Genomic DNA, 12,478 nt, shown 5'->3' with positions numbered 1-12,478 from the left:
CCACAGCTCGCCGGCGTTGAGCTTGAGCTGCAGCAGCGCCGTCAGGTTGCCGTGGGCAACGATGAAAATCATCCCGGCAAGCGCAACCAGCGCGCCAAGCGACTTCCACAGGCCGAGCGGCTCGCCAAGCACGAAACGGGCAAGCACCATCGTCATGACCGGCGACAGCGCCATGATGATGCCGGCCGTGGTGGCGTCGGTGTGGTTGAGGCCATGGTAGATCATACCCTGGCAGAGCGTCAGGCCGATCGCCCCCACGGCGACGACCTCCACGGCGCGCGTTCGCAAAAGCCCGATCATCGCCTCGTGATGACGGTGCACGATCGGCAGCAGGATGGCGCAGGCAAGCGTCAGCCGCCAGAAACAGAGACCCCAGGGCGGCATTTCAGGCGCCACCCATTTGGCCGCGATGTAGACACCGGCCGAAAGCAGCCAGCACAGGACGGCGGCCGGATAGCCGGCCAGGGAGGATATGGGGCGCACGGGTTGCGCGGCTTGATGCGCTATCGGCATTGCCTGCATGTCATGCCTCCCCTTCGATGACCTCGGCCAGACGGGGCAATATAGCCTGTGTCGTTGGGTCGTGCATCCGTTTTGAGAGGTCGAGGAGGAATCTGGGCAGCCGCGCGGACCTCAAGGGCAAGGGGAAACTATCAGCCAGGGAGAGCGAAATGATCCGGAAAATGAAATGCGGAAAATACCGGCTTTATTCGCGCTAGGAGGATGAGAAGACCGGGAAAAGGCGGAATCTGGGAACGTTCGAGACGCGTGAGGCGATGGAGAAGCATGAGCGCGAGGTGTAGTATTTTAAGCGGCATTGAGGGGATAGTGGGACGTTCCTTGCAGGCTGGATACCTGGGCATGGCCCGGCGGGAGTCCTCTTTCACACCAAACTTCGCCCGGCAGAACATTCCGAGAAGACAGCGATCACGGCGGGCATGTTCCTACTGGCAATTGCCGCCATCGGCGCAATATAGCTGCACCAGCAGCGGAGCAGGAGACGGGCAACGTGCTGATGGTGGCGAATGGGTGGTAGGGAAGCTTTCAGTTGAGGGGCGGGTTGCGGTGGATCACAGCTCCCTGGGCGCGTATCGCTTAGTATGGATGCGTTAGGCTCAGGTTGAGTGATGCGGTCACCCTTTCCTAAACACTACAGTGCCCTTATACCGAATCGGTCGCTTGCGGCACAGGAACAGTGAACTCCAGAGGTCATTTGCATACTCTCGAATCCTATCTCAGTGATGGAATCCAACGTGATCGGGAAGACATTGCCGCCATCGATCGAGTGCTTCTAGAAACAGGAGAAACGATTGCGGGAACGTTCAATTCGGAGAAACCCAACTGGCCCTATGAAATTCCCGATCGCCGAAAAGAAAATGACAAGCACAAGATTTCGCATAGCACGATGACAATGATGATCCGCGCAATCGATCTTCTTCGCGAGTCGCAACGAGTTGGCACATCTCGTCCAGGCTATGCATTTGAGGTTGGCGGTCAATACGCGAAAAAGCTGGATGAAGCGCGAAAGAAGGCATTTGACAGGTTGGTCGCTGAGCTTAGAGAAGCCCGTTCTGAGACCAGAGCCCAAACCATAACAACGATTTCTCCTACCTACGGGACCAATGACCCGCTAACCATGTCGTTTCTTGCCGAGGTTTTGTCGGCGACACCTGGTGGGACCGATGATCTCATGGCCGATGCCAGGATCGTCGTTCAGAAACTCGTAAAGATTGATCCGACGAACAGCTTCGTCAGTTTTTTTATTTTTAAGAACAGAGGCTTGACGGAATCAAAAGTCGTACCCAACGCATTCGTTCCTTTGTTAGTCGTGCGTGCAGCTCATACGCTGGGGCAAGAGATAGAAGGCAGAGCTGCATATCTGCGCTACTTTGAGAGTACACTTCACGATCAGCTTTCGTACTCAAATATCCCGGACAGCCGCTTCGATCCTGCCGAGTTGATCTTCTCTTTGGAGGGCGTGCTGCTCCTCTCGGAGCAGACAATAGATGTGCGTCTATTCGACCGTGTTCTTGATGTCCTCGAGCAAGCGCAGCAGACTAGTGCTCACTGGCGCCCAAGTAAGCCCTTCCTGCGCACCGTAAAGGGGTTTGTACTTTTCCCAATAAGTGTGGAGGCCGCAAATTCACTTCTGCGGTGCTGCCAGAGACTAGATAAGGACGAGCGGTTTCATGGGCGCTCGGAACGATACATAGCTCTGTTTCGCCGCTTCTGGAGTTGGCTTGCGGCGAGGCGCGTCACAATCGATGTTGAAGGAACGCCACGCCGAGTTTCAGGCTGGCACTCGGACCATGTCGCGGATCCTGACTCGATCCAACTTTGGGATACCGCGCAGGTAGTCGATTTTCTTCTGGGATACCGGCGTAGCCTCCACGGCCACATAGCTCGCACCACGCTGCGACTGTCTCGCTTCAACGTTCGAAAGCCTCAACGTGCCAAACAGTCTTGGAGTCCTGCGACCCAAGCGATGCAACTAGCTCGAAAGACGACAACGGCCGCGGCCCCGGATGACAAAGCAGATCTGAGGGAGAGCTTTGAGCCGATAACCTCACTCGGGCCATACTTCGAGACCTATCGTAAGGTAGAAGAGGAGTTCCTTTTGCCTTGGCTCGGCGGAAGTCCCCGAAATTATTCTATGTTAATTTATGGCCCGCCTGGCACCGGCAAAACCAGCGTTGCTGAAAATTTAGCGGATGCGCTCGGCTTTCCGCTCGTAACGATTACCGTCAGCGACTTTCTGGCAGGTGGCGGGGGCGAGGTGGAAGCGCGCGCTAAAATGATCTTTGAGGTGCTTGAGGCGCAGGCGGACGTCGTGGTCCTCTTCGACGAGATTGACGAACTCGTGCTGGATCGAAGCTCGAAGCGGCATGGCCAGCAAGATACCGTATTCAAGTTCATGACGCCTGGCATGCTGACCAAGTTTAATAACTTGCGCCGAGCGAAGCGCGGTATCTTCATCATGGCTACCAATTACGCATATCGCATCGATCCGGCGATCCGTAGAACGGGGCGTATCGACGAGAATTACCTACTGCTTCCGCCGGATGCTACTTCAAGGCAGAAGATGATAAAGAATTTTCTGAAAGATGCGATCGAAAAGGGAAATCTCCCGGCCGACCATGCGCTGAATCCTGACAATATCGAGAAATCCGGTAAATGGAGTATCCTGCGGAGTGCTTCATTCTTCTTGGGCTATAAGGATATCGAGGCTGCAGTGGCGCGTGTTGTTCGCCAGGTTGGTAACAGTCAAAGTGTGACGGAACTTGAGAGTGAGTTCTTGGAATGGGGACGCACAACGACTCTTCGCCTCTACAATGGCGCATTCGACGAAATAGACGATCGGGAGGCAATTGAACGCGAGTTCCTGCCCCTTATCGAGATGGCAGCGCGGGAGGGCGCAGTCCTTAAGGAAAAGAAAAATCCGGCTCTCGATTGCGCGGCTTTATTTAAGGCTGATGAAAAGAATGGCAAGCTGGCTTCGTTCGCTAGTGAACTTAAGCTCAGAGAAGAATCCTTAAGGTTCGTTAAGCGGCGCAGTCCGGAATACGTTAGGAAATGACAGCTCAATCCCCCCAGCCGCTAAGCGGCATCCGTCAAGCTTGGCGTTCTGCCTTCGGATCACGAAAGGTCGTCTATCTCAGCGGCCCGATCACGTCGGGACTGCGGTTCATAGATTGGTGGAGCAAGATCGGATATCAGCTTGAGGCCGATGCGAGCGCTTATCGTGCCGAACTTGTCGAGCAGGTGATTATTCCGAACGAGAACCAGCTCAAAGCGACAGCCGAACTGCTCCGCGCCAGGGGCTCGGAGCCGGTGGTTGAGCCAGCGAGCCTATTCATTAACGGTTGGACCCAAGAAGATTATCTAGAGTTGTGGCAGCAGTTCATCTCAGCTCACGCGAGCCGCATCCTGTTAATGGACGGATGGGAATACAGCGCGGGTAGTGCCTCTGAATTCTGCCGTGCACATCTCGAAGGCATCCCCACCGCTCGTGTTGACGGATCGCCCATCGTCGCACGAGATGGTGTCGCCGCAATCAGCCGCGCACTCGCTCGCGTTGATGCACTGGCTGTGCCGCCGCTCGCTCTCCAGAACACATTGCGTGCTGCATATAGCCAACTCGAAACAACAGTGGCGACTGTAGTCTACGTGCCGGGTGGTGGCATTCCGCGAAAAGACGCTTCGCTCGATCGGCTCGCTGAACTTATCAACGTAGCGCAATTCGTCAGCTATGAACCGCATCGTGGGAAACCAAAGCAGGCGTATTCACGCGTCCTTGGGGAAAGCCCTAACCGCATATTCTCCAACGTTACCGAAGTTGCCGAGACACTCCTTGCGCGAAGCGCTGACGGCTCCGTGAATGTGAGAAGCTTTACACCTGAAAGCCCGCTTAGCCGCGAATTCATATACGGTCTGACTCGAGTTAACGATATTGTCGATGCGATCGCACGCCTCACGCGCGAAGGTCTGCATACCATCGTAAATGAAACGGTCGATATCCACGATGGTGGCGTTTCCGGGGTGGTGCTTGGGAAGATCATCGAGTTTGCTCCCGACGATACGCCTCGCGCGGTAGAGAAGGCAGGCACAGCTTCTCTACCTCTCGGTTGGGGATTCCGACTCCTCGCTACGGTTTACGGTTTCGAACCGGATTTGGCAGTTCCCGAAAACACGCGCCTGGAATTCAGTCTGCATCCCCGGCCACGTGGCTGGCGTCGCATGCACACGTTGGGATGGGAGATTGCTGAACACAAAGGGTTAGATTTGTTTCCGGTAGCGCAGTGGCCCAACAGATTTAGTCATATGCTTGGCGATAAGGTCTTCGGGCTTCTTGTCGCACACCTCATTGGCCTGCCAGTACCGCGCACTACTGTGGTCAATCGGCGGGTGGCACCGTTTACGTTCGGCCAAGCAACGGGTTCGTCGGAGGTCTGGTGTCGCACTGCACCAATCGAGCAGACACCGGGCAAATTCACGACAACGCGCGGCTGGAGCGACCCCTTTAGGATCATGCAGGAAGAAGATCCGGACCACAAGTTAATCGCTTCGATTCTGGGACAAGCAAGTGTTGAGCCGCTCTATTCCGGTGCGTCGATAGTGCTCCAGAGCGGGGAGATCGTCACCGAGGGGCTACGCGGTGTGGGTGACAGGTTCATGTTAGGCACTGCCAAGGCAGAGATACTTCCGTCGTCAATTATCGCGGACGTTGAACGCCTGCATGCGGGTGCGGCCGAATTGGGCCCGGTGCGTTTCGAGTGGGTTCACGATGGCAAACGGGCATGGGTGGTGCAGATGCATCATGGCGCAACTAAGAGTGCTGCTGGCGTGCTTGTCCCGGGAAAAGCAGAGCATTGGATAGTCTTTGACGTCTCGCAAGGACTTGAGAAGTTACGCGACGTCATTGACAGCCTTGAGCCGCACCATGGTGTGGAATTGCAGGGCGAAGTTGGCCTAACTAGCCATATCGCGGACGTTATTCGCAGAGCAAACGTGCCAGCACGCATGAAACCGCAGGACCGTGATGCGGCCTAGTGCTGGGCAAGCAAACATCACCGTAGCCGAGTGCTCTTTCGGGTAGGGTCGCCGGGAACAGGAATTGTCGTCCTACCGCCTTCCCACCCCTGGCATTAACCATTCGTTAACCATTCCCTCGCTAGCGTTTACCTCTCAGTAAGGATTCGCCAGCCGTGACCTTTGCCGCCCCCCTCGAGGCCAAATCCATTCGCTTTCGTGCCCGCTCTTTCGTCGCTTTCACGCTGACGCCGGAGGCGCCTTTGGACGTGTGGCTGGAGGGGCTGGATCACTGGATCGGCAATTCGCCTGGCTATTTTGCCGGGCGGCCGGTGGTGCTTGATCTCAACACCTTGAAGCCCGATGTCGCCGCGATCGAATCGCTGGTCGACGTGCTTGGCCATCGCGGCATCCGCGTCTACGCCATCGAGCTCGACGGCCACGCCGCACTCGCGCCCAACCTGCCGCCGGTGCTGGTCGGCGCCAAGGAGGCGACGACGGATGGGTTGCTGCCCCGCGAGGCGCGGGCGGAGGGTTTCGACAAGGCCGAGGGCAGGGCGGCTGAACAGCATGCGGATGCGGGCAGCGCGGCCAAGGCCGGCGACGGCAAGGCTGGCGCAAGCAAGGCGGGCGATAGCGAGCCGCAGGTTGAAGCTTCGGGCACGCTGATGATCAAGGCGCCGATCCGCTCCGGCCAGGCGATCGTGCATCCGCATGGCGATGTCATCGTGCTGGGTTCTGTCGCTTCCGGGTCGGAGATCATCGCGGCGGGCTCGATCCATGTCTACGGCACGCTGCGCGGGCGCGCTTCGGCGGGTGCGCTGGGCAACAGGGGCGCGCGCATCTTCTGCCGCAAGAACGAGGCGGAGCTGCTGGCGGTCGACGGCTGGTACGTCACCGCCGAGGAGATGGAAGGCGTTTCGCGCGGCAAGCCGGTGCAGGCGTTTCTCGACGGCGACGCCTTGCGGGTTTCGACGCTGAGCTGACATTCGTTTCGATATTGGGGCGGCCGAGGGCCGCCCGACCAAGAACAACAACAACGGAGGCTTTTCAATGGGCAAGGTAGTGGTGGTCACCTCGGGCAAGGGGGGCGTCGGCAAGACGACCTCGACGGCGGCCCTCGGGGCGGCCGTGGCCAAGACCGGCAAGAAGGTGGCGCTCGTCGACTTCGACGTCGGCCTGCGCAACCTCGACCTGATCATGGGCGCCGAACGGCGCGTGGTGTTCGACCTCGTCAACGTCATCCAGGGCCAGGCGAAGCTCTCGCAGGCGCTGATCCGCGACAAGCGGGTCGAGACGCTGTTCCTGCTGCCGGCCTCGCAGACGCGCGACAAGGATGCGCTGACCGAGGAAGGCGTCGGCGAAGTCATCGACAAGCTGCGCTCGGTGTTCGACTACGTCTTCTGCGACAGCCCGGCCGGCATCGAGCGCGGCGCGCAGCTCGCCATGCGCTTTGCCGACGAGGCGGTCATCGTCACCAATCCGGAAGTGTCGTCGGTGCGCGATTCCGATCGCATCATCGGCCTGCTCGATGCCCGCACCTTGCGGGCCGAGCAGGGCGAGCAGATCGCCAAGCATGTGCTGGTGACGCGCTACGATGCGGCGCGCGCCTCGCGCGGCGAGATGCTGTCCATCGACGACGTGCTGGAAATCCTGTCGGTGCCGCTGCTCGGCATCATTCCGGAAAGCCAGGACGTGCTGCGCGCCTCCAACCTCGGTTCGCCGGTGACGCTGTCGGAGCCGCTCAATTCCGCTGCCAAGGCCTATATCGACGCCGCCAGGCGGCTGGAGGGCGAGGAATTGCCCGTCATCGTGCCCTTCGAGCGCAAGGGCTTCCTCGATCGTCTTTTGGGAAGGAGGGCGGCATGAACCTGCTCGACATCTTCAAGCGGCGCTCCAGCGCCCCGGTGGCGCGCGAGCGGCTGCAAGTGCTGCTCGCCTATGAGCGCCGCAACCGCAGCCAGCCCGACCTCGTCTCCATCCTGCGCGAGGAGATCATGGCCGTCATCGCCAAGCATGTGCAGATCGACCAGGACTATCTGCAGGTCTCGATGGACCGCGGCGAGACCATGTCGACGCTGGAAATCGACATCCAGATCCCCAACAAGAGCGCCGTGCCGCTGGCCATGGCGGGGTGAGGGCAACTTAGGGAGCCGCGATCCTTCGCGCCCCCCTCTGTCCTGCCGGCAGAACCGGCTTCGCACCCTCGCACCGCATCGCTCGCGCCGTCCAAACCCCTAAAATGTCCCAAATTTACCTTTGTGCCGACGGGGCTTCCCCTGCGCAAGCAGCGGATGTAAGGATATATTAGCAATTTGTTAAGTTCTAAGCGAGGTATGCGTAAGGGGAGTTTGGCGATGAACTTCAGAGGCCTGATCAAGCGTGCTGAAGACGTGGATAAAGCGATCCAGGACCTGCAGATCGATTTGGCGGACGCGCTGGATGCAAGTCTCGACGCCGACGACCTGGCGCCGCCAGAGAGCGACGATGTGCCGGATGCCCAGGCGGCACCCGATGACGGGCCACCCCAGGCCGATGCGGCAAATGACGACAATGCCGGGAATGCCGAGAATGCGGGCGCTGCGGACAGTTCCGAAACCGCGCCAAGACTGACCGCCCATACACAGACCCGGCTGGCTGCATTGAGCGCCTTCGAGGGACTCTTCCACGACGCCAGGGACTATCTGGAGGAGATCAACGACAAGCTGTCGGAGATCGGTACCTCACACCATCTGACGCGCGAATTCCTCAACATCCTGCACAGCGACATCCTGCGCGCCAACGAGCTGGAGGTTGCCAATGCCGCCCTGGCCGCCGAACAGAGGGCTCTGTCGGAAAAGCTGCACGACGCGACGCGAAAGCTGCGCGAGCGTGACGGCGCTTTCGAAGCGCTGCAGCAGCGCGAGACAAGTCTGGTCCAGGACCGGGAGACGCTGCGTGCGGCACTTGCCGCGGTCAGGCTGGAACTCGTCGAGACAGCCAATGCGAGCGCCAAACGCGAGGCGGAGTTCGGCGACATCGCCAAGCGGCTGACCGCCAGGACGGTCGAGGCCAACAGGCGCTTGCGCGAGAGCAAGATGCTGCGCGAAAAGCACGTCAACCTGTCGATCGAACTCGACAAGGCGCTGAAGCGGGAATCGCAAGCGCGCCACAGGCTCGACGAGCTGTCGGCGGTCCATGCCACCGAAGCAGCGCGGCTGGCGGAGCTGCTGGCGGCGCTCGGCAAGAGCGAGAAAGAGGAGATGCGGCTGCAGAAGTCGCTCGAGGCGGCACAGGCGAAACTGTCGGAAACGACCGAAGCGGCCCACATGATGGAAGGCGACAAGGAAGCCGAGCTGGCTCGCAGCCAGGCGGAAATGCGCGGGTTGAGCTCGGAGATCCAGAACCTGCAATCGCGGCTTGAGCAGGTGTCGAGCGAAAACGGCGAAGCCGCGGGCGAGATCGCCAGGCTCAAGAGCGAACTGAACGATGCTCTGGCCGAAAAGAAGATCGCCGATGAAAGATTGTCCGCGCTGAGCCAGGAGAGCGAAAGCGACAAGATGAGTCTTTCCAAGGTGAACGCCAACCTTTCTCAGCTGACGCTGCAACAGGCGTCCGAACAGATACAGTTCGACGTGCAGAGGCAGGAGTGCGAGGACCTCAAGGCCGAAATCGCCTCGCTCAATGCCCGGATCAAGGAACTGCTGCCCTATGAGCGGCTCCACAAGGCCACCAATGGCAGGCCGCGCGAGGACGGCGTGGTCGAGATGGCCGGGGCGATGGCGAAGAAAGCACGGACGACGGGCAGGCGGCGCATGCGCAGGAATGTCGGCGCCGCCACCTGAAGCGTGTCGCGCCTGAAGGATTCAGGCGACCCGCTTCAGATCCTTCTTTTGTGCATGGGAGGCCGGCACCTCACCCGGAGAGTAAGTCCAATGGGGCACCGGCCAGGCGGATCGACAGGTCCGCCGCACAGACAAGGTAGCGCGCCGCGGTCCCGCACGGCATTGGTGCGATCACGGAAGGTGCCAGCGGCAATTCCCCTGGCTTGTGATTCGAACCCTTGCGACGACCCGCCGGCCGGAGGCTGCAGACACGCCCAGGATAAGATCGCGGGCCGGCCCGGCGCCTTCTCAGTCGAGCGGTTCGTGCTGGTAAAGCTCGTCCATGCTGAGCGAGGCCAGGGCGCCGAAAGGGGCCTGCTTTTTCACGCGGCCGCCGCTCAGGATGACCACGTCGTCGCAGAACGAGATGGTGCTGTGGTGATGGCTGATGACGATGGTCGTGCGGCGGCCGGCTCTCGACTTCAGGGTCTCGACGATGGCCGCTTCCGACAGCCCGTCCACGGCATTGGTGGCCTCGTCCAGGATGAGGAGATCGGGATCGCGCACCAGGGCTCTCGCCAAGGCGATGCGCTGCCTCTGTCCCGCCGACAGATTGATGCCCCTGTAGCCAACCAGGGTCTCGTAGCCCTGAGGCAGCCTTTCGATGAATTCATGCGCTTCGGCCAGTCTTGCGGCGGCCTCGGCATCGCCGGCAGTCGCGGCATCCTGGCCGTAGGTTATGTTTTCGAAAATGCTGCCGTCGACCAGTTCCAGTTCCTGGCTGGCCAGGGCGATGTGCCGGCGCCACTGGCTGGCATCGATCCGGTCGAGCGGCGATCCATCGACGAGGATGTTGCCGGTGTCCGGTTCGACGAAGCGGCACAGGAGATTGACGATCGTCGTCTTGCCGGCGCCCGAGCGGCCGATCAGCGCCGTCGAGCGGCCACCGCGGATCTCGAATGTCGCCGCGTGCAGCACCACCTCGCGCCGGTCCGTGCCGGAGTAGGTGAATGTCACATCGTCGAACTTGATGCCCTGGCGCAGGCCGTGGAATGGCCCGTCCCCTTGCGGCGGTTGCGGCTTGCCTGTGGGATCCAGCAGCCAAGTCACCTCCTCAAGCGATCCGCTCAGGCCTTGCAGCTGGCTCCACGACCCCTGCAGGGCCCGCATATGCGGCTGCAGCCTGTAGAGCAGGATGACGAAGGCAATGATCAGCGGGAAACTCACCTGCGCCAGCCAGGCGCCGATCACCACCGCCAGGAACAGCATGGCGTGGAGAACCTCCGTCAGCGGCGGCAGCGCTCCCTGGCGCACGAGCAGCGCGAAGGAGGCGCGGCGAACCGCATCCGACGCCGTGTCGAACATCGCCTTTTCCCGGTTCTCCTGTCCGAAGATGCGGATCAGCCGTCCGGCATGCACAAGGTGAAGCATCTGCGAGGCGAGGTGGCCGTTGCGCGAGGCGACGCTGCGGCTTGGCTCCTTCAGATTGGCTGAGAGCATGGCGTGCGCGATCTGGACGAGCGCCAGTCCGAGCGTGACCAAAAGCGTCATGCGCCACGAAAGCAGCAGCAGGAAAGCCAGGAGGATGATGGCGGCCGATGCGCTGACGATGGCCGACAGCATGATCTGGATCGCATCGGAAGCCCGCCAGGATTCGTTGGAGATGATGTTGAGCAGGCGTCCGGGGCTCTGCCGCAGGAAGAACGGGTAGCCGACCCGCAACAGCTGCTCCGACAGGGCGCTGCGGATGGAATGGCTTGCCTTGCCGGAGATGAAGGTCGTCAGCAGCGTGTTGGCGAAGGCGAAGACGTTCTTCAGGATGATCGAGCCGAGGATGGCGGCCGAAATGACGATCAGCCGGTCGCGCTCGCTCAAGCCCGATCCGACGTGCTGGAGGACGGCGGAGAAGCCTGCCATTCCGGCGGCATCCCCGTGTCCCATGATGATGCCCAGCAACGGGATGATCAGGCCGATGCCGAACCCTTCGAGGACGGCGCTGACCAGGCCGAGAATCACCACCGCCGGAAGCAGGCGCAGTTGCCGCTTTCCGAACGCCCGGAACAGCATCGGCAGGTTTGGCGGCAGCATTGGCATTACAGCGTTTCACCTCGCCTGGGCATTGGCTTGTTGATCTTGCCGCACCGGTTCGGCCCGCGGCCGTCTGACCAGCAGGAGAACCGCGAACCTGGCCGCGCCGAGCAAATTCATGGCGACGATCGGCCAGTGCGGCAGGTTGAGTTCACGATCGAAGGCGGGTCCTCCCGCCAATTCCCTGAAAGCCCCTCTTGCGGCCCAGTAGAAATGGCGAAGCAGCCAGGGCGCGTGGCGAACATGCTTCAGGCAGAGCCCGCCATTGCCCAGGCTGTAGTCGCGATGCAGCTTTTCGATGGCTTTGCGATCCCGCCGGCCGTGATGGTGGAAAATCGTCATGTCAGGCACATACTCGACCGCGATGCCGAGCAGCATCGCGCGCACGAGGTAATCGGTATCCTCGGCCGACCGCAATGGTCCGCCGGCGCCGAAGCGTTCGTCGAAATAGCCGATGCGGGCCGCTACATCGCGGTGCATCGTCATGTTGCAGCCCAGCACGAAACCGCCGGGATGAACATCTGGCGTCAGCCGCTCGCGCGCCCACGACCGCTTGATGGTGAACGGCAAATCCCTGGCATCGCCAAGCTCGACACGGCCGCCCCGGATGAGCCATTGTTCCCCGGACGCATAGTGTCGCTCCAGATCGCGCAGATAGTCGCGATGGAGCGCGCAGTCGTCGTCGACGAAGACCAGCACACGGCCGCGCGCGCGCCTCAGCCCGGCGTTGCGCGCAGCCGCCAATCCGGGGCGCGGCTCGCAAACGGGCGTGAACGGAATGTCCGACGCAGCCGCGATGCTGGCCAGGCGTTCGGCCGTGCGGTCGCTCGAACCGTTGTCGACGACCACGAGTTCGGCGGCGAAGCCGGCATGTGCGCGGCATGCGGCTTGCACCGACTTGATGCAGGCATCGAGCACGGCGACGCGGTTGCGCGTGCAGATGATGAAGCTGACTTCCGGCGCCGCTCGTTCCGGGCGGGGACCGGCCGGGGCGGGGCCAAGCGCCGTCGAACGATCGCGCTGCAGGGGTTGGTTGACTTTGACGATCATGCCTCAGC

General features: G+C 60.9%; 9 protein-coding genes. 6 read left to right on the top strand and 3 right to left on the bottom strand.

All coding sequences use genetic code 11. The features are described from left to right. Positions 1–522, bottom strand: a 522-nt coding sequence (locus EN879_RS09190; protein ID WP_164774354.1) for a DMT family transporter, incomplete at its 3' end; no start/stop codon positions are given. Between the two features lie 691 nt (positions 523–1,213). Here EN879_RS09190 and EN879_RS09180 point away from each other — a divergent pair. The 6 genes from EN879_RS09180 (at position 1,214) to EN879_RS09155 (ending at position 9,353) form a co-directional block, all read left to right on the top strand. Then, positions 1,214–3,577, top strand: coding sequence for an ATP-binding protein (locus EN879_RS09180; protein ID WP_063168609.1), 2,364 nt, complete (start codon positions 1,214–1,216; stop codon positions 3,575–3,577). Then, a complete protein-coding gene (locus EN879_RS09175; RefSeq protein WP_082826503.1) occupies positions 3,574–5,550 on the top strand; it encodes a DUF4406 domain-containing protein in 1,977 nt (658 codons plus the stop codon). The genes EN879_RS09180 and EN879_RS09175 overlap by 4 nt, the downstream gene beginning before the upstream one ends. 155 nt (positions 5,551–5,705) lie before the next feature. Then, on the top strand, positions 5,706–6,515 hold the full coding sequence (gene minC, locus EN879_RS09170; protein WP_063168608.1) for a septum site-determining protein MinC: 810 nt from the start codon (positions 5,706–5,708) through the stop codon (positions 6,513–6,515). A 67-nt stretch (positions 6,516–6,582) separates the two neighbouring features. Then, on the top strand, positions 6,583–7,398 hold the full coding sequence (gene minD, locus EN879_RS09165) for a septum site-determining protein MinD (RefSeq protein WP_013530671.1): 816 nt from the start codon (positions 6,583–6,585) through the stop codon (positions 7,396–7,398). Next, positions 7,395–7,667 (top strand): cell division topological specificity factor MinE, encoded by a 273-nt coding sequence (gene minE, locus EN879_RS09160; protein ID WP_024501686.1) that lies wholly within the window; start codon positions 7,395–7,397, stop codon positions 7,665–7,667. The genes minD and minE overlap by 4 nt, the downstream gene beginning before the upstream one ends. Positions 7,668–7,886: 219 nt before the next feature. Next, entirely contained in the window at positions 7,887–9,353 is a 1,467-nt protein-coding gene (locus tag EN879_RS09155; RefSeq protein ID WP_063168607.1) for a hypothetical protein, read from the top strand. A 288-nt stretch (positions 9,354–9,641) separates the two neighbouring features. On the opposite strand, the gene EN879_RS09150 is transcribed toward EN879_RS09155, so the two are convergent. Further along, positions 9,642–11,426, bottom strand: a complete 1,785-nt coding sequence (locus EN879_RS09150; protein ID WP_063168606.1) for an ABC transporter ATP-binding protein — start codon at positions 11,424–11,426, stop codon at positions 9,642–9,644. A gap of 9 nt (positions 11,427–11,435) precedes the next feature. Beyond that, the gene (locus EN879_RS09145) at positions 11,436–12,470 is read right to left on the bottom strand and encodes a glycosyltransferase (protein WP_063168605.1); all 1,035 of its coding nucleotides are present in this window, start codon (positions 12,468–12,470) and stop codon (positions 11,436–11,438) included. Between the last annotated feature and the right edge of the window lie 8 nt (positions 12,471–12,478).

Source organism: Mesorhizobium sp. M7A.F.Ca.AU.002.02.1.1 (assembly GCF_003998535.1).
In the GTDB taxonomy this organism is placed as follows: domain Bacteria; phylum Pseudomonadota; class Alphaproteobacteria; order Rhizobiales; family Rhizobiaceae; genus Mesorhizobium; species Mesorhizobium ciceri.
This window is presented reverse-complemented; position numbering and strand designations above follow the sequence as displayed.